This window comes from Synechococcus sp. 8F6, from assembly GCF_002252665.1.
GTDB lineage: Bacteria > Cyanobacteriota > Cyanobacteriia > PCC-6307 > Cyanobiaceae > Cyanobium_A.
In genome coordinates, this window is sequence record NZ_NQKZ01000008.1 from 104,120 (window position 1) to 120,919 (window position 16,800).

The 16,800-nt window shown below is 64.8% G+C and carries 22 protein-coding genes; 11 read left to right on the plus strand and 11 right to left on the minus strand.

All coding sequences use genetic code 11. The features are described 5' to 3' along the window. Positions 1–21: 21 nt before the first annotated feature. Entirely contained in the window at positions 22–258 is a 237-nt protein-coding gene (locus tag CJZ78_RS07930; protein ID WP_094560387.1) for a chlorophyll a/b-binding protein, read from the plus strand. Positions 259–867: 609 nt separating this feature from the next. On the opposite strand, the gene CJZ78_RS07935 is transcribed toward CJZ78_RS07930, so the two are convergent. Continuing rightward, positions 868–1,062: a hypothetical protein gene (locus CJZ78_RS07935; protein ID WP_094560389.1), complete on the minus strand. Its 195-nt coding sequence runs from the start codon at positions 1,060–1,062 to the stop codon at positions 868–870. Between the two features lie 110 nt (positions 1,063–1,172). On the opposite strand from CJZ78_RS07935, the gene CJZ78_RS07940 reads away from it, so the two are divergent. The 4 genes from CJZ78_RS07940 to CJZ78_RS07955 are packed head-to-tail and all read left to right on the plus strand — an operon-like array spanning position 1,173 to position 4,472. Next, on the plus strand, positions 1,173–2,189 hold the full coding sequence (locus CJZ78_RS07940) for a GTP-binding protein (protein ID WP_094560391.1): 1,017 nt from the start codon (positions 1,173–1,175) through the stop codon (positions 2,187–2,189). Then, a complete protein-coding gene (locus CJZ78_RS07945; RefSeq protein WP_094560393.1) occupies positions 2,186–2,935 on the plus strand; it encodes a GTP-binding protein in 750 nt (249 codons plus the stop codon). The genes CJZ78_RS07940 and CJZ78_RS07945 overlap by 4 nt, the downstream gene beginning before the upstream one ends. Before the next feature lie 5 nt (positions 2,936–2,940). Next, the gene (locus CJZ78_RS07950) at positions 2,941–3,762 is read left to right on the plus strand and encodes a metallophosphoesterase (RefSeq protein ID WP_094560395.1); all 822 of its coding nucleotides are present in this window, start codon (positions 2,941–2,943) and stop codon (positions 3,760–3,762) included. Then, positions 3,762–4,472 carry a phosphoesterase gene (locus CJZ78_RS07955; RefSeq protein ID WP_094560397.1) on the plus strand — a complete coding sequence of 237 codons (711 nt, stop codon included), beginning with the start codon at positions 3,762–3,764 and terminating at the stop codon, positions 4,470–4,472. The genes CJZ78_RS07950 and CJZ78_RS07955 overlap by 1 nt, the downstream gene beginning before the upstream one ends. Positions 4,473–4,523: 51 nt before the next feature. Here the strand turns inward: CJZ78_RS07955 and CJZ78_RS07960 are convergent, their stop codons facing one another. After that, positions 4,524–5,339 (minus strand): hypothetical protein, encoded by an 816-nt coding sequence (locus CJZ78_RS07960; RefSeq protein WP_233128595.1) that lies wholly within the window; start codon positions 5,337–5,339, stop codon positions 4,524–4,526. Positions 5,340–5,557: 218 nt separating this feature from the next. Further along, complete coding sequence (locus CJZ78_RS07965; RefSeq protein ID WP_094560472.1) at positions 5,558–6,502, minus strand: metal ABC transporter solute-binding protein, Zn/Mn family; 945 nt, start codon at positions 6,500–6,502, stop codon at positions 5,558–5,560. 90 nt (positions 6,503–6,592) lie between these two features. On the opposite strand from CJZ78_RS07965, the gene CJZ78_RS07970 reads away from it, so the two are divergent. Continuing rightward, positions 6,593–7,240 (plus strand): metal ABC transporter ATP-binding protein, encoded by a 648-nt coding sequence (locus CJZ78_RS07970; RefSeq protein ID WP_158217053.1) that lies wholly within the window; start codon positions 6,593–6,595, stop codon positions 7,238–7,240. After that, positions 7,237–8,040: a metal ABC transporter permease gene (locus CJZ78_RS07975; RefSeq protein ID WP_094560403.1), complete on the plus strand. Its 804-nt coding sequence runs from the start codon at positions 7,237–7,239 to the stop codon at positions 8,038–8,040. The genes CJZ78_RS07970 and CJZ78_RS07975 overlap by 4 nt, the downstream gene beginning before the upstream one ends. On the opposite strand, the gene CJZ78_RS07980 is transcribed toward CJZ78_RS07975, so the two are convergent. The 6 genes from CJZ78_RS07980 to CJZ78_RS08005 all read right to left on the minus strand — a co-directional run bounded on the left by CJZ78_RS07980 (position 7,958) and on the right by CJZ78_RS08005 (position 12,826). After that, positions 7,958–8,851 (minus strand): metal ABC transporter permease, encoded by an 894-nt coding sequence (locus CJZ78_RS07980; protein ID WP_233128589.1) that lies wholly within the window; start codon positions 8,849–8,851, stop codon positions 7,958–7,960. The two genes, CJZ78_RS07975 and CJZ78_RS07980, sit on opposite strands and share 83 nt — an antisense overlap. After that, the gene (locus tag CJZ78_RS07985; protein WP_094560405.1) at positions 8,844–9,635 is read right to left on the minus strand and encodes a metal ABC transporter ATP-binding protein; all 792 of its coding nucleotides are present in this window, start codon (positions 9,633–9,635) and stop codon (positions 8,844–8,846) included. The genes CJZ78_RS07980 and CJZ78_RS07985 overlap by 8 nt, the downstream gene beginning before the upstream one ends. After that, positions 9,632–10,597: a metal ABC transporter solute-binding protein, Zn/Mn family gene (locus CJZ78_RS07990; protein WP_094560407.1), complete on the minus strand. Its 966-nt coding sequence runs from the start codon at positions 10,595–10,597 to the stop codon at positions 9,632–9,634. Before CJZ78_RS07990 ends, CJZ78_RS07985 begins: the two co-directional genes overlap by 4 nt. 66 nt (positions 10,598–10,663) lie before the next feature. Beyond that, complete coding sequence (hisI, locus tag CJZ78_RS07995; RefSeq protein WP_094560409.1) at positions 10,664–11,293, minus strand: phosphoribosyl-AMP cyclohydrolase; 630 nt, start codon at positions 11,291–11,293, stop codon at positions 10,664–10,666. Then, entirely contained in the window at positions 11,290–12,387 is a 1,098-nt protein-coding gene (locus tag CJZ78_RS08000) for a WD40 repeat domain-containing protein (protein ID WP_143592870.1), read from the minus strand. The genes hisI and CJZ78_RS08000 overlap by 4 nt, the downstream gene beginning before the upstream one ends. After that, on the minus strand, positions 12,380–12,826 hold the full coding sequence (locus CJZ78_RS08005; protein ID WP_094560413.1) for a hypothetical protein: 447 nt from the start codon (positions 12,824–12,826) through the stop codon (positions 12,380–12,382). Before CJZ78_RS08005 ends, CJZ78_RS08000 begins: the two co-directional genes overlap by 8 nt. A 172-nt stretch (positions 12,827–12,998) precedes the next feature. On the opposite strand from CJZ78_RS08005, the gene CJZ78_RS08010 reads away from it, so the two are divergent. Together CJZ78_RS08010 and yidD are read left to right on the plus strand one after the other, a co-directional pair. After that, complete coding sequence (locus tag CJZ78_RS08010) at positions 12,999–13,664, plus strand: SgcJ/EcaC family oxidoreductase (RefSeq protein WP_233128590.1); 666 nt, start codon at positions 12,999–13,001, stop codon at positions 13,662–13,664. A gap of 15 nt (positions 13,665–13,679) precedes the next feature. Then, the gene (gene yidD, locus CJZ78_RS08015; protein WP_198953862.1) at positions 13,680–13,955 is read left to right on the plus strand and encodes a membrane protein insertion efficiency factor YidD; all 276 of its coding nucleotides are present in this window, start codon (positions 13,680–13,682) and stop codon (positions 13,953–13,955) included. Here yidD and CJZ78_RS08020 read toward each other — a convergent pair. Together CJZ78_RS08020 and CJZ78_RS08025 are read right to left on the minus strand one after the other, a co-directional pair. Next, entirely contained in the window at positions 13,922–15,022 is a 1,101-nt protein-coding gene (locus CJZ78_RS08020; RefSeq protein ID WP_158217054.1) for a WD40 repeat domain-containing protein, read from the minus strand. The two genes, yidD and CJZ78_RS08020, sit on opposite strands and share 34 nt — an antisense overlap. Before the next feature lie 7 nt (positions 15,023–15,029). Further along, entirely contained in the window at positions 15,030–16,013 is a 984-nt protein-coding gene (locus tag CJZ78_RS08025; protein ID WP_094560417.1) for a GTP-binding protein, read from the minus strand. A 73-nt stretch (positions 16,014–16,086) separates the two neighbouring features. Here CJZ78_RS08025 and CJZ78_RS08030 point away from each other — a divergent pair, with 73 nt between their 5' ends. Then, the gene (locus CJZ78_RS08030; protein ID WP_094560419.1) at positions 16,087–16,497 is read left to right on the plus strand and encodes a Fur family transcriptional regulator; all 411 of its coding nucleotides are present in this window, start codon (positions 16,087–16,089) and stop codon (positions 16,495–16,497) included. Continuing rightward, positions 16,490–16,756, plus strand: a complete 267-nt coding sequence (locus CJZ78_RS08035; protein WP_094560421.1) for an FAD/NAD(P)-binding protein — start codon at positions 16,490–16,492, stop codon at positions 16,754–16,756. The genes CJZ78_RS08030 and CJZ78_RS08035 overlap by 8 nt, the downstream gene beginning before the upstream one ends. Positions 16,757–16,800 lie beyond the last annotated feature (44 nt).

The window sequence follows — 16,800 nt, forward strand, 5'->3', positions numbered from 1 at the left end:
ATTGTTCCGCCACCCAAAGCCATGACCAACACTCCTTCTAACGACCAGACGCTCAATACCAGCGCCGAACAGCTGACCCTCATGGAGCAGCTCCAGCAAGTTGAACTGTTTAACGGCCGTGCAGCCATGCTTGGGATCGTCATCGGAGTCGTGGTGGAAGGCCTCACCGGTTTTGGTATTGCCCATCAGATCGGCCTTGGCGCCTTGGTTGATGGCTATGCCGCCTGCCGCACCCAATTCCTGCCTTTCTGCTTCTGAGCACCTTCAGGCTTTTGTTTTCTGACCCTTAGGTAATGCCTGGGGGTTTTTGTTTGGCGCCAATGGATTAACCGGCGTCCTCTTGCACCACCGGCTGGCCGGCTAGACGGACCAGCGCAGGGGCTGCTCGAGCTTTTGCTGCTCTTCTTCCAACTGGATTAGCCACCAGGCTGCTGGATAGGCGGCTTTGATCAGCGCATTTAGAGGTGTGGCAGTGGGCACGGGCCTTTGCGAAATGCTCGAGCCGGAGCGAGGGGCTGGAGCAGGCAGGCCGCTACTTCCAGCTCGCAAGCGAGCAGAAGGGGCAATGGAACCCGACCAGGCGCGCATAGCGCAGGGGCTGCTCTTGCCAGACTTCCTATGGGCAGATCAGATCCCAACAGCAGGCGATTGGCTGTTGCTGCGAGAAGAGACTGAGCTGCCACGTTCGAGTTTCACAACCAATCAACAGTGCTCGCCATCCATGGCTTCATGTGCCGGATGCCGAGGCCAGAAGGCGCGCAAGCCACTGGTGAAACAAAGTGTCGCGGTTCAGCAGCAAAGGCGAATCGATCAACCACCAGGCGATCAGTGCCTCCAAGACGTATCGATGAAATCCGGTGGCACGGCCTACTGATCTAAGGACTGATTAGCAAGAAAGTATTTGATCATCTGTTCCATGCCCTTCTGCGTACGGCCATGGGGCATCAGACCTTGCTCGGCCCAGGCCCGATCAAGCTCTTGGCGCAGCTCCTCGGAAATCCAGCAGGACAGCATGACCTTGCCTTCCCGTGTGGAGGTGCAGTGGCGTTGAGGCGCGGACATGGGTACCAGATGTGCACATGTACACATCGTGCCTCAGCAAGGGAGCTGCGCCGTCGACATGGCCCGCGCCGATCGAGCAGAATGAGAACCGTTCTCGCTGATGGTGGTCCATGGTCCAGCAGGTCATCCAGGTCCCCGTCACCGTGCTCACCGGCTTCCTCGGCGCAGGCAAGACCACCCTGCTCAACCACATCCTCAGCAACCAGCAGGGGCTGCGCAGTGCTGTGCTGGTCAATGAATTCGGCGAGGTGGGGATCGACAACGAGCTCGTGGTGGCAACCAGTGATCAGATGGTGGAGCTCAGCAACGGCTGCATCTGCTGCTCGATCAATGGGGAGCTGCAGGAGGCGGTGCATCGGGTGCTCGAGCGACCCGAGCCACTGGATCTGATCGTGGTGGAAACCACCGGTCTGGCCGATCCGCTTCCCGTGGCCATGACTTTCATGGCCGGGGACCTGCGCGATCGGCTGAGGCTCGATTCGATCATCACCCTGATCGATGCAGAACACTTCAGCGCCACGGCCCTCGAGAGCCCGATCGCTCGCGCCCAGGTGGTGTATGGCGACATCCTTTTGCTCAACAAAGCCGACCTAGTGGATGAGGAACGGCTGAAAGAAGTTGAGGCCGAGCTGCGGGCAATCAAAACCGACGCTCGCATCCTGCGGGCCAGTCGTGGTGATGTTCCCCTGGGCCTGCTGCTGAGCGTGGGGCTGTTCGAAACCGATCGCCTGGCGGCGCTGAAGGCCACCGAGGACGCGCGCGAGGACGACCACGAGCATCACCACGAGCCTCACGATCACGCCCATCACCATCACCACGCCCATACGCCGGAGTTGGAGGGTTTCAGCTCCGTATCCCTGGCGGTAGATGCGCCGTTTGATCTGCGCCGCTTCCAGCACTTCCTCGACAACCAACTGCCCGACACGGTGTTCCGCGCCAAAGGGGTGCTCTGGTTCCGCGAAAGCGAGCGGCGCCACCTGTTTCATCTCTGCGGCAAGCGCTTCACGATCGATGACTCCGTCTGGCCCGATGGCTCAGAGCGCCACACCAAAGTGGTGGTGATCGGCAAGGGCATTGACCAGGCAACGCTTAAGGCCCAGCTCGAGGCCTGCGTAGCGCTGCCATGAGCCAGACCCTGCTGATCTCCGGACCGCCTGGCTGCGGTAAAACCAGCTGGATCCTGAACCGGCTCCAGAACCATCGAGGCCCATGCGGGTATCTGCGGCTGGCCGGCTACCCCGACGAAGGGCTCGCCCAGGCGCCTGACGGCGGTATCGATCTGGCCTACCTGCAGGACCAGTGCCCGAGGCTGCTGGATCTGACCGATCTCGATCAGGCCCTGGCACCAAGGCCGGAGCACCTTCTGGCGCTGATTGAACTGCCCCAGTTCCAGTCGCCGGCGGAATCGGGTCTTGGTGGGGTGGACCGGCGCGTGATTCCCCAACTGGAGGCCTTGCATCTCAGGCCCGACGAGCATTTGCACTTCGGGAGAGACACCGCCTTACCCCGCCAGGACACCCTGGATTTCAGCAGTTTGCAGGCCTGGCAAAGGAACCTCGCTGGGAGTGTGTGGGATCCGGCCAGCCTGAGCAGTTTTTGGTTTGAACTGGTGAACGGCGCCTATGGCGATGTGTACCGCGCCAAGGCCCTGATGAACCTGCCCGATGGCCGGGCCTTTTTCTGCAACTGGATGGTGAGCCAGGAGGGCTCCCAGTTTCTGCCCTTGCAGACGATCGCCCCGCCTGACTGCCGCCCGGAGCGACTGTCGCGTCTGGTTGTGCAGGGCAAGGATCTCGATCCCGGCGCCATCGAGCGAACCCTCGCCGACTGCCTGCTCAGCGAGGCCCTGCCCCATCCATCCCCTGCCGCCTGATCGCCATGGCCCATGCCGTGATCTCCTGCCTGCACGCCAACCACGCCGCCCTGGAGGCCGTGCTCGCCGACATCGACCAACAGGGCATCGACACCATTACCTGCCTGGGCGATCTGGTGGGCTACGGCCCCCAGCCCAATGAGGTGGTGGAGCTAATTCGTCAGCGCGCCATTCCCACCTGCCAGGGCTGCTGGGATGAGGACATCATCGAAGGCCTCAACGCCTGCGACTGCAGCTACCCCTCCCAGCTGGCGGAACGGCGAGGCCATCTGGCCCATCAGTGGACGGCCGAGCAGCTGAGCGAGGAGAACAAGGCCTTCCTCGCCAGCCTGCCGATGTCCTTGCGACGCGATCGGCTGCTGTTCGTCCATGGCAGTCCCAACAGTCAGCACGAATATCTGCTGCCCAACATGGATGCCTTCGCGGCGCTGGAGCGGGTCGAAACCGCCGGAGCCGACACCTTGTTCTGTGGTCATACCCATCATCCCTATGTGAGGGAGCTGCGGGATGGATCGATCAGGGTGCGCGTGCAGGAAGGTGTAGCCAGCGGCGGCCCATCCGTAGAAAGAGAAATCAATTTGCCGGTGCGCCGCATCATCAACGCCGGCTCGGTGGGTGAGCCGCGCCATGGCAACACCAACGCCACCTATGTGGTTCACGACGAAGCAACGGACAGCGTGGAGATCCGGGAGGTGACCTACGACGTGGAGCGCACCTGCCGGGCCATCGTCGAATCCGGCCTTCCGGCGATCTTCGCGTGGCGCCTGCGCCATGGCTTCGAGTACGCCGAGCGGGCCGATGACGCCAGCCACGTGTGTGAGCGCTGATGGCACGCTGGGCCCTGATCAGTGGTTTGCGCGGTGATCTGGAGGTCTATGAGGCCATCCAGGAAGAACTGCGGCAGACCCGGCGGGTGGACACCCTGTTTGTGCTGGGGGATGTGATCGGTCCGGCGCGTAATTGCGATGCCCTGCTGAGCCGGTTGCAGCAGCCGCGTCGTGGCGAGCTGCAGCCGCAGTGCCTATTTGGCTGGTGGGAGGACCAGCTGCTGGCCGAACGGGGATACCGGGGCGGGCGGCGAGCCGATGCCCTGCGCCTCAGCCAGGGGGAGACGGCCGTGGATGCCCTGCTCCAGGCCGTGGATCCCGGCCACATGGGCTGGCTGGCGGAGCTGCAGTTCGGCTTCATCGAGCTCGACTGCGCCCTGCTGCATGCCAGCTCGGCCACCGTGGAAGACAGCCTGGGCCCGGACAGCTCACCGCTGTTGTTGCTTGATCGGCTCACCCGCATGGAGGTGAACCGGCTGTTCACGGCGCGCAGCGGCCAGCAGTTCAGCATCGAACTCACTGGCGGCGGCATTGAGTCGCAGGTGCGGGATCTGGAGGGCCAACGGCACCAGCAGCAGAGCGTTCCCAAGCGCCAGGTGATCGGCATCGGGGCTGGCGTCAACTACACCATCTACGACCCCGGCACTGATCGCTTTGACTTTCTTACCGCCGGCAGCAGGTCCCAGGAGCGGGCACGGGGGTTCGCGTGACGGCACGGCTCAGCGTGATTCTGGGCAGGCAGTTGCTGGCCCACGCCTGACTCAGAACCGGAAGGTCACCCCCGTGCCGATGTGGTGCTGCCAGCCACGGCCCCAACCATCGCCCCCTTGGCTGCTGTAGATCGGCTTCCAGTGGGCGAACAAGACTGTGCCGGGACTCACAGGCACTTCCAGTGCCAACTCACCACCCCAGTCGGTGCGGCTGGAAAGGCCTGAGTAGCTGCCGGGGCTATAGAAACGCGGCCCCCCAGTAAGGGTCACATTGAGCTTGTCAACATTGAATCCAAATCCCAGCCATGGGTCTGTGTAGTTGCCAATGTAGGTGCCATCAGATTCCCAGCCCGTACGATTTTCCAGGGATAGAAAAAAGCCATCGGCAATGGTTTCGAGGCCATCGCCCAGGGCAAAATTCACATCGCCATCCCCCAGGGCCCACACCACGCCAACCCCCACCTCATTCTTGAGCCCCTTGACATCTTCCCCCTGGTTGCGGGTGACGTAATAAGGCTTCCATTCGGCCATGAATGAGAGACGATCGTTCGGGGCATAGCGGGCCTGCAGCTGTCCCTTGATGTCGACGCGCTGGAAAGGGGCACCGCCATGGCCCTCAGCTACATCGTCCTCGTCGTGGTCATGGTCGTCGTGGTCATCGTGTTGATGCACCCGGCCATAGAAATGTTCAGCTTCCCCCCACACAAAGGCCGGGCCGATCATGGCTTCGATGGCAAAACTGCCCCGATTGGGCAGCCCCCACTCCATCACCACACCAATCAGGCCATCGATGGCGTAGTGGCGGGGACGATCCTCCAGGTTGTTATCCAGGCCGGCATGGCCCTCGATGGTGAGCACCGGGGCCATTAGAAACTCGCCGGGGGCAAGCTCAGCGCCGCCGGCGGCGCCATGGGCCCGCACCGGAGCGGGCAAGGCGCAGGCCAGGGCAATCCCAGCTGGGGCCAGCAGAAAAAGCGGCAGAGCCAACGGGGATGGGCGAAACAAAGGCATGGCTGATGCGGGCAAAACTGGGGTGTTGGAGGCTGGGGTGCCTGGCGCGGTGGGGACTGATGCGGCGACCCGGGTCAGCGGATGGCAGCCCAGCGCTGGGCGAGCTGGTCGGCAGCGGCGCGATCGCAACGCCCGCCCTGGCCATTTACAAAGGTGCAGACATTGCCCGTGGCGGTCTGCACGGTGGAGCGCCCTGGCGCCAGGCCATCGGCCACCAGGGGGGTGGGATTCACCGGCACCCCGCTACTGCGACTAACCCGCCGCAGGGTTTTCGACACCGGCGATGATTCGGCGAACAGCTGACGGGTGCCCGATTCCTGGATTGCCTTGGTCATCGCGGCGAGAGTGGCTGGCCGCAGCGCGCCAGCAGTTGTGTAGGCATCCAGCAGGGGCAATTCCCGGATGCCGTAACGCCGCGCAAAGCTGCTGAATGCACGGTGTTCAGTAACCAGAACTCGTGTGGACTCAGGCACGGTGCGGATCTGAGCACCTGTCCAGTTGCCAAGCCCATCCAACACAGCGCGAGCAGCTTGGCTGCGCTGCCGCACGCCCGAAGCTGCGCTACTTGGCAATAGTGCGATCAAACGCTCTTCCACCACTGACACCATGGCGGCGACCTGGCTGCTGTTGTGCCATACGTGCGGATCACGGCCGGGGCTTTCCGGAACAGCCAGCTCCGCCACCGCCACCCGCGAAGCCGAGATCTTCACCCGTTGCAGGGCAGGGGTAAGTCCATAGCCATTGACCAGCACCAACTTGGCCTCGGCCAGGGCCTGACGATCCCGGGGGCGCAGGACCGCCTGATGGGGATCGGCGCCGGCCGGGATCAGGCAGAGCACCTTGACCTGCTCGGCAGCGAGGGTGCTGGTGAGGTCACACAGCACACCATCAGCGGCTACCACCATCGGAGCCGGGGCAGCAGCGGCAGGGGGCAGGCAAGCAAGCAGGGTGACGAGAGCCGACGCCGGCGCACCCAGCAGCCCCGGGCGACACACCCGACTGACAAAAACCACGGACATCAGCACCCTGCAGCACAATGAGAATGATAACGATTCTCATTCATTGCCAGGCACAATGGGTGCCACATGGGGCACTGGCCCCGCTGTTTCTTGGCTCCGCCCGTGGATGCGCCCTTACTTCAGGCTCGCCAGCTCGCCTTTGGCTACGCCAAAACCGCCGTTCTGCGGTCCATCAACCTGGATGTCACGAACGGTTCATGCACCCTGATACGGGGTGACAACGGGGCCGGCAAATCAACCCTGCTGCAGCTGCTGCAAGGCAAATTGCAGCCCACCGCAGGCTGGGTGCGCCTATGCGGCCGCCCCCTTAAAGGCCAGCGGAGGCGACTGGCCCTGGTGCCCCAGGCCCCAAGCCTGCGCTGGCACTACCCAATCACCCTGGCCGGCTTGGTGGGCCTGGGCTGCGGCGGCCACCCCCAACGCAGCCACACCGCCCTGGAGCAGGTGGGTCTGGCCGCCTTGGCCAAAGCCCCGATCGCAAGCCTCTCGGGCGGCCAGCGACAACGGGCCCTGATCGCCCGCGCCCTGGCCCGTCAGGCGGCCGTGCTGCTGCTCGATGAACCCTTTGCCTGCCTTGACAACCGCAGCCGCGAGCAGCTCGGCGCCCTGATCCAGGCGCTGGCGGCTGATGGAACGGCGGTGGTTCTTACCGCCCACGGGGATCTACCAAGCAGCCTGGAGCAGGTGCCGCAAATGCACCTAGAGCACGGCCAGCTGGGGCCTGGGGATCGGCAATGAACGTGTTGATGGAGCCCTGGTGGCTGATTCCCTTCCTCCTGGCCGGGCTGTGTGGCCTGGTGTGCCCCCTGCTGGGCACGCTGTTGGTGGTGCAGCAACGAGTGCTCACCACGAATCTAATGGCCTACGCCGTATTGCCCGGCGTCGTGATAGCCAAGGCCCTTGGCTTGCCGGAGCTGCTGGGTGGCATGGGCGGGGCCATCGGTGCGGTGCTCCTGGCCGAGCTGCTGATGGCGGGCCGCCCCTCCGGCAGCGGCCAGGCGGAGGCCGTGCTCAACACCGTGTTGGCCGCCAGCCTCGGACTGGGGGTGCTCCTGGTCCAGGGCCTGGAATTGCCGGTGGATCTCGATGGCCTGCTGTTCGGCGATCTGCTGGTGGCAGGCCCCGCAGACCTGCTGCGCCTGCTAGCGGCCCTGGCCCTACTCCTACTGGTGCTGCGGCTGCGCTTCCACCAGCTGCAGTGGCTGGGGCTAGACCCGGAGGGCGCCGCTGACATCGAACTGCCGCTGCGCGGCCTGCGGCTGCTGATGGCCGCTCTCACGGCCCTGGTCGTAGTCAGTGCCACCGCCGCCGTGGGCCTAGCCCTGGTGATGGCGCTGATCTGCGCCCCTTCTCTGGCAGTTCTTTCACGCGCCGAGAGCTTGGCTCAGGCCCTACGCCTGGTAGCCGGGCTGGGCGTGGGGGTAGGCGTCACCGGCTGCGGCCTAGCGCTGGGATTCAACCTGCCTCCCGGGCCCCTGATGGCTTGCTTCTGCTTGCCACTGCTGTGGCTGAAGCCAGCACCCCGCTCCTGGGACTGAGCTGGCTCACCAGCAGCGCCGCCAGAAAGCCCAGGAATTGCACGATCACCACACACGGACCGGAGGGCAGGTTGGTGAGGCCGGAGCCCAGTAGGCCAAGCAAGGCACAGCCACCGCCCAAGGTGGCTGAGGCGAGGGCATAGAGCGGGAAGTGGCGGCTCACGAGCCGCCCCCCGCAGGCCGGAATCACCACAAAGGCGCTGATTAACAGCACCCCCACCGCCTTGATTGACACCGCCACCACTACCGCCAGCAGCACGATGAAGATCAGGCGGTGACGGTTGGCTCCCACCCCGAAGGCTCCGGCGAGATCGCTGTTGAGGGTGAGCAGCACCTGGGCCCGCAGGCTCAAGGCGAGATAGAGCAAGGCACCGAGCAACAGCACCGCGATCACCGTCAGATCGCTCCAGCTGATGCCGAGGATGTCGCCGAACAGCAACTGCTGGATGCCGCCGCGATAGGCCTCCACCAGGCTCAGCGCCACCACCGCAAAGGCCAGAGAGGTGGAATACACGATGTTCAGCAGGGCGTCTGCCGGTAGGCCGCTGCGGGCCACCAGCTGGTTCACCAGCAGGGCGAACACCACCGCGAAAGGGATCAGCACCAAGGTGGGATTGACCCCCAGCAGGATTCCCAGGCTGATGCCCAGCAGGGCGGAATGACCGAGGGCATCGCTAAAGAACGAGAGCTGACGCAGCACCGCGAAACTGCCCAATAGCCCACCTAGGGCGCCGGTAAGCAAGCCGCCGAGCAGAGCCCGCTGCATGAACGGCTGGCCAACAATCTCCAGCAATCCTGCGGCATCAACCATGGCCAGCAATCCCGGCATGGTTATGGCGGTAAGGCACCACATTGGGGCCATAGAGCTCGGCCAACCGCGCTGGGCTGAGGGCATGGTCGGGGGCACCGCTGCAACGCAGGCGCCGATTTAGGCACAACACCTGATCACAGCTGCGGCGCACCATCTCCAGATCGTGCGACACCTGCAGCACGGTCCAGCCTTCCTGGCGACGCAGGTCCAGCAGCAGCTCCTGGAACTGCTCGCTGCTGGGGGCATCGAGACCGGCCTGCGCCTCATCGAGCACCAGCAGCTGACGGGGCCGCACCACACAGAAGGCCAGCAACACTCGCTTGAGCTGGCCACCGGAGAGCTCGCTGAGCCGGCGATCCTCCAGGTCCTGGCAGCCGGTGCGCTCCAGGGCACGGAGCATGGCCTTGGTTCGGCGCTTGTTGCCCAGCCAGGCCAAGCTCAGGCCTGGTTGATCAAAGCCAAAGCCCACGAATTCGCCCACCGTGAGGGGGAAGCGGCCCTGCAATGCCAGGCTCTGGGGCAAGTAAGCGATCTGGGCACGCACCGAACGGGGCAATTCACCCGCCGGACCCAGCGCATGGCCAAGGATCTCCACGTTGCCTGAGGCCCTGGGAAGCAGACCCAACAAAGCAGCTACCAGGCTGCTCTTGCCGGCACCGTTGGGACCCACCAGGGCCGTGTCAGTTTCGCGGGCGAGCTGAAAGCTCACCTGCTCCACAGCCAGCTGCTCGCCACGGCGAACACTCAGGCCATCAACCGACAGCACTGGGGCGTTGTCTGTCATTGGCCGAAGGCTTGGCGCAGATCAGTCACGTTGTGGCGCATCAGCTTCAGATAGGTCGAGGGATCGCGCGAGGCATCCTCCGTGGCTGTCTCCATCGGATCAAACACCACCACCTTCACCCCTAGATCCTTAGCCAAGGCATTAAAGGAGCGGTTGCCTTCCTGGGGTTCGCTCAGCAGGGCCTTGAGCTGGCTGGTCTTCACCGCGGCCGCCACCCGCTGGAGATCAGCCGGTGCTGGATTGAGCTCGGGCACATCCACCAGGTAATCAGCTTTGAGCCCATAGCGCTGGGCGAAGTAGGGGGCGAAGTCGTGGAAAGCCACAAACGTTTTGCCCCGATAGGGCTCAAGTTGGCTGGCGATGTCGCTGTTGAGCTGCTTCAGCTCGGCGGTGTATGCCGCTGCGTTGCGCTTGTAACCCTCAGCGCAACTGGGGTCGGCCTTCACCAGACCGTCGCGGATCGTCTCCACCTGCTGCACCGCCCGCAAGGGATCCAGCCAGATGTGGGGATTCACAGCGCCGTGAGCATGGCCATGCCCATGGTTGTGCTCCTCGCCTTGGGCGGCGTCATGGTGATCCGTTTCCAGCGTGGCGACGCCGCTGCTGGAATCGATCACCTGCAGCTGTGAATTGCCGGCGGAGGCCACGAGCTTGTCGAGGAAGCTCTCCATCTCCAAGCCGTTTTTCACCAGCACCCTGGCCTGGCGCAGGGCGCTCAGGTCTCCGGGCTTGGCCTGGAAATCGTGGGGGCCAGTGCTGGGCGGGATCAGGGCGGTGACCGTGGCGCAATCCCCAGCCACTGCACGGGTGAACAGGGTGATCGGCAGGAAGGTGGTGACCACCGGCAGCTTGGCGCCGCTGGAGGAACTCTCAGCCTTCTGCTGGGGCGCTCCGCAGGCCGCCAGAAGCAGCGAGAGAGTGATCGCCCCTGCGCGGGTCAACAGAACGTGGATGGGCGCCATCGGTAGATAAGACGGAGACAGGAGGCAACCAGGGCGACAGCGGGCCGCCAAGGATGAGAACCATTCTCACTCTAGCGGTGATCGGCGGGCCTGCCACAGCAGTTCGCGCCATGGGATACCGCGTGCGCCCAGGCTGTCCTGCAGGGCATCCAACAGCGCCAGGGCGCAGGCCAGGTCATCCGTCCCTGGTGGCCGCTGCCATTGCTGAGCAAGCGCTTCAGTTGCCTGATGCAGCTTCGCTAGCGGCTCCTGAACGGGGCTGGCGACCAGATCCAGCAGGCGCTGGTGCGCACGATCACTGAGGGCATCCGCCGGTGGAGCGAGTGCCGCCGGACCACCTCCTGTTGGGGTGGCACCGGTCTCGTAGAAGCAACCCCTCGCCCCGGTATGGCAGGCCACATCGCCAACCTGCTCGACGCTCAGCAGGAGGGCGTCGGCATCGCAGTCGTAGCGAAACCCCCGCAGCAGCTGGAGGTGACCACTGGTGGCTCCCTTGTGCCACAACTCCTGGCGCGAGCGACTCCAGTAGTGCACCTGGCCGGTCTCAAACGTTGCTAGCAGCGAGGCCCGGTTCATCCACGCGAGCATCAGCACTGCACCATCGAGCCAGTCCTGGGTGATGGCAGGGATCAAGCCATCGCTGTTGAAGCGCAGGTGGTTGATGCAGGCGACGGGCCACTGTTCTATGGTGCTCATGGCATGGCCTCCCCCCCTGGATCGAGGGGCCACATCACCCAAGCACCCTCCTCTCCACCAGCGGCCAGGGCCTGGCCGTCGGATCGCCAGGCCAAGCTGGTGAGCGGCTGGCCATCGAGTTCGAGCACCTGCATCAAGGTCCCGGCTTCGCTCCAGAGCGCCGCGGTGCCATCCCGCGATGCCGTGACGATCGGGGCCTCGGCAGGGCCACAGGCCAGCGCCACGATCCGATCCAGATGAAAGGGCAGCAGCACGGCGTTCCAGGCCTCGAGGGCATCTCCCTGGCCCCACCACACGACGGCGGCCTCCGCCGCTGCCACCAGCAGCGCTTGCACTCCACTGGGTAAGCGCGACAACGCGAGGGCGTGGATCTTGCCCGGCAGGTCACCGACGCCAAGCATGGGTTGCTGCAGATCTCGCCACAGCACCAGGCGCCGATCCACGAGGCCCGCCGCCAGCCAAGGCGGATCCACGCCCCACACCAGCTGCAGCACGGCCGAGCCCGTTGCCAGCTGCTGGGGCCGTGGTGTACGCGCTGATCCCAGTGGCAGGCTCCAGATCCACACGCCCTGGCCGGTGCCCACCGCTAATTGGTCGCCCGCAGGGCTCCAGCTCAGGGCCATCACCGCGCCTCCCGGGCTGCACAGCGGCGGCAACCAGACCTTGTCCTCGCTGTGCCAGATCCAGAGTTCTGATCCCCTAGCCACGGCCAACAGGGGGCCAGCCGGCTGCCAGGCCAGCTGATCGATCCAGCCCCCGACTGCCGGCACGGTGACCTGCAGCGGCACCTCACCGTCCAGGCACCAAAGCGAAAGCGCGCCAGATTCGCCGCCCGCGGCAAGCCAGCGGCCACAGCTGGAGAACCCCAGGGCGTCAAAGCCCTGAGCAGCAGTTTCACCGGCTTCGTGCAGGGGCCAATCCACGCCAGCGGTGAAATCAACGAGGATGAAGTCTCCAGATGAGCTGGCGACAGCCAATTGGGCTGCCCGGGGTCTCCAGGCCAAGCCAGTGACGCAGCCCTGAATAGTGCCGCGAAGCTGCTGGCTCACCGGCCCCTTGGTCGTCGGCTCCGCCAGACCTGAGCATTCAGTCATCACGGCTCATCGTGCTGTGCTCCAGCAATTGATTCAGCTGCCAGCGACGCGCGTCGTGGGGATCGGGGGCCAGTTCGCCGACCAGCTCTCGGGCCAGGTGCTCGACCATCGGCGGCCACTCCACCTGGCCGGTGCGCTCGAGCAGAACCTCCACCGAGAGCAGCCACGCCTGCAGCACCCGCAGATCGCTCAGAACCTGCTGCCGGCCGATGATCCGCCGCTCCAGAGAGGGTGGCTCGCTGGCCAGTTGCTGCACAACGGCCGTCGTCAGGCTTTGCATCGCCTGGATGCAGGCCCAGAGCTGCTCCTGCTGCCCCCTCAGGCTGCCCCGGCGGCGCAGCAACCCATCGTGGAGCCGATCGAACCGTGCCTGCTCTTCAGCTGAGGGTTCCTGCTCCCAGGGGTCCTGCTCAGCAAAGTCCCGCCCATCCAAGGTCATCAGATCAGCAATGGGTCAGACCCTCGTCGCAGGGGCAGTGGCACGGTTCTCACGAAGGAACGAGAATCGTTCTCATAGAGTACCGCGCTGATTCGGGTCGGTCCCGGCGATGCAGCAAGTGGTTCCCTCATGCCAGGGGCAAGGCCCTAGCGCTATTGCAGGATCAGCGCCGGTGCTGACCGTGGCGTTGCAGGCCGGCGAGCTGCGTGGCGGGCGGCGAACGGAACGGCAGCTGCTCTCCTTGGCAGTGGGCCAGGGCGTCCTGCCCCCCTGGCTGGAAAAGGAATTGGCTTCCATGAAGCCCGGCACGCTGAGGCGTTGGCGCGTGGGGCCTCGCGAGCGGCCACACGTCCTGGTGGGGCATCCCTGGCTGTCTCGCAACGGCCTGATCTGGCTGGAGGTTGAAGTACTGGAGGCACGCCAGCCGTCGCTGCCGGACAAGGGACCCAGCGGCTGCGCCCTGATCAGTCAGAGCGACGTTCAGTTGTTGTTCGAACGCTGGAACAAGGCGTTGCTGAGCCAGGATCCGGAGCAGGTGGCGCGCCTATACAGCCGTGATGCGCTGCTGCTTCCCACGCTCTCGGATGAACCGCGCACCGACCACGACAGCATCGTGGATTACTTCAGTCACTTTTTACAGAGGAGCCCCCATGGCGAAATCAGCCAGCGGGAAATCCTGATTGGCTGCAACATGCTTCAGGATGCGGGGCTCTACACCTTTCGGTTTGCCGATGGCAGCAGCGCGGAAGCGCGCTACAGCTTTATCTACGTCTTCGAGCACGGGGAGTGGAAGATCTCGCATCATCACTCCTCGTTACAGCCCGAATCGGCTGCCTGATTCACACCGCTGCTGATGACATCTCCCTTGCGTTCGCTGCTGGGGCAGCTGCTGTTGTTCCTGATTCGGGGCTATCAGATCCTGATCAGCCCGCTGCTGGGGCCGAATTGCCGCTTCACCCCCAGTTGCTCCCAATACGCGCTCGAAGCCATTGAGATCCATGGACCCTGGCGCGGCTGTTGGCTGGCGCTCTGCCGGCTGGGTCGCTGCCATCCCCTCCACCCGGGTGGCTACGACCCGGTGCCGCCTGCTGCGGATCAGCCAAAGCCGCTGCCGGAGGAACTGCGCTGACGCTCACGCGCCGGCACCGCCACCGGCCACAACCACCAGCGCCCGTTGGCATCGCCGGCGGCCAGATGCCGTCCATCCGCTCGCCAGGCCAGAGCGTTGAAGCCGCTGCCCTGCCCCTCGAAGGGCTGCATCAGCTGACCCCGCCCATCCCAGAGCGCCACAGTGCCGTCGCTGGAGGCACTGGCCAGCAGGGTGCTGCCGGGCGCAAAGGCCAGCGCATTGACGCGTTTTTCGTGCCACAGCAACTGTTCGGGTTGCCAGGCCTTGGCCCCCTGTTTCACCTGCGTCCACAGGATCACGGCCTCTGCGGCAGAACTAGCGAGCAGCGGGGCCAGGCGGCCGGGCTGCTCGCTCCAGGCCAGCTGGCGCACCTTGGCGGGGAAACCGCTGAACTGCCAGGGCTGGCCTTGGCAGCCCTGCGGCCACACCAGTAAGGAGCGATCCAGCATCCCGCAGGCCAGCTGGTGACCCGGCCCTGAAAAAGCCAGGGCAAGACCCGCAGATGCGATGGCATGGCGCAGCGGCGGATCCGACGGCGAGCTCAGACATGGCTGCCAGAGCACCAGCTCACCGTGGCAGCTGGCAGCCAGTTGCACCCCATCGGCGCTCCAGGCCAGGGCCTGGATGGTTCCAGGCAATTCCAGCGGTGGATCAAGCCACTGACGAGCGGCCCCATCCCAGAGCCGCAGCTCGCGCTCGGCCGCCACTGCCAGCAGCAAACCACCCGGCTGCCAGGCCGCCGCATCGATCCAGCCGCTGCCCAGCGGGATGGGATCCATGGCCAGCGGCCGCACTCCAGTGCCACCTAGCTCCCAGAGCAGCAGCTCGCCGGCCTGGCCAGCGGCCATTAGGAACTGGCCATTGCCGCTGAAACCCACCACGTCAAGGCTGCTGTCATGGTCGCCCCGCAGCAGCTCCTCACAGCCGGCGCGGAAATCGAGCAGCAGCAATTCACCACCGGTGCTGGTGATGGCTAGAAACTCACCATCAACCGACCAGGCCATCGCCGAGATCGGCTGCTGCAGATCTCCGCAGAGCCGTTCGCTCACCAGGGTTGCCTGAGCCATCGCCTGCTCAGGCCACACACGCCAGGAAGCTGGCTCGCAGGGCCTCAGCATCGAGATTGCGGCCGATGATTACAAATTCGCTGCGGCGCCGCTCACCGGCTTTCCAGGGGCGATCGAAATCGCCATCAACCAGCATGTGGACCGACTGCAGCACATAGCGCTCATCCTTGCCAGCCAGCTGGATGATGCCCTTCATGCGGAACAGATCCGGCCCGCGGCTGCTCACCAGCTCCGAGATCCAGCTACCCAACCTCTCCATATCCATGGGCCGCTCCTCCACTAGGGCCACAGAACCCACGGCATCGTCGTGCTCATGGGCGTGCTCATCCACCAAAAAGCCCGGATCGAGACTCAGGGCCCGCTCCAGCTCGAAGGCTTCCACCCCCAGCAGCTCCTGCATCGGCACCTCCGCGTTGTGGCTGGTGAGCAAGCGAGCCACGGGGTTGATGGCGCGCACGCGCCGCTCGATTGCAGCGCGCTCGGCGTCGCTCACCAGATCGGCCTTGTTGAGCACCAGCACGTCGGCAAAGGCCAGTTGCTCCTGCACCTCTTCCGTATCCCAGTGCTGCTCCACGTGTTTGAGATCCACCAGCGTCACCACCGCATCGAGCCGCAGCTCATCGCGCAGGTCTTCATCCACAAAGAAGGTCTGGATCACCGGGGCTGGATCAGCCAGGCCGGTGGTTTCGATCACCAGATGGTCAAAGCGGTCGCGCCGTTTCATCAGGTTGCCGATGATCCGGATCAGATCACCGCGCACGGTGCAGCAAATGCAACCGTTGTTCATCTCGAAGATCTCCTCATCGGCATCCACCACCAGCTGGTTGTCGATGCCCACCTCGCCAAACTCGTTGACGATCACCGCCACCTTGAGGCCGTGCTCGTGGGTGAGGATCCGGTTCAGCAGGGTGGTCTTGCCGGCACCGAGGTAACCGGTGAGCACGGTCACTGGCAGGCGCTCGGCGGCGGGAACGGGGCTGGAGAAGGCCATGGCCAGGCTGGGTCGGGCCCAAGAGTGAGAATGGTTGTCGTTCTAGCAGCGGCGGCAGCCCGGGTCAGTGCCGATGGCTTCCACGATTCCCCTCCCCAGACAGCAGCGTCTGCTCCAGCTGCTCCGGCTGGCGGAAGGCGAACTAAGCGCCCAGGAGCTGCATCAGCGGTTGAGGGATGCCCAACAAGGCACGGGGCTGGCCACCGTGTATCGGGGGCTCAAACTGCTGCAGCAGGCCGGCCTGGTGCGCTGCCGCAAGCTCTCCAACGGCGAAACCGTCTACGCCCCGCTGGAACGTGACGAGCATCACCTGATCTGTGTGCAGTGCGGCTCCAGCCAGCCCTTGCCGCTCTGCCCCCTTGGCACTAGCAGCCTGGGCCTGAATGCGGTGCTGCTGCAGGGGTTTAGGCCGTTGTTTCACACCTTCGAAATCCACGGACTCTGCAGCCGCTGCCAGCAAGTCGAGGTTGGGCTGGATGGCTGACCTAGTGATTGTCGGCGCCGGTCCCCAGGCTCTCACCCTCTGCTGTCTGTTGCTGCAGAAGCGCCCCAGATGGCGGCGCCGACTGCGAATTGTTGATCCCAGCGGCACCTGGCTGACCCGCTGGCAACAGCAGATGGAGTGCTACGAGATTCCATGGCTGCGCTCACCCTCGCCCCATCACCCCCATCCGAACCCCCATGCCCTGATGTCCCGCGTCAAGCCCCTTGGCCGATTGGCGTCAATCAAGTTGGCCGGTTAGGGGAACTGATCGCCCCCCGGTTGTCGCCGGCGACAACCGGGGGG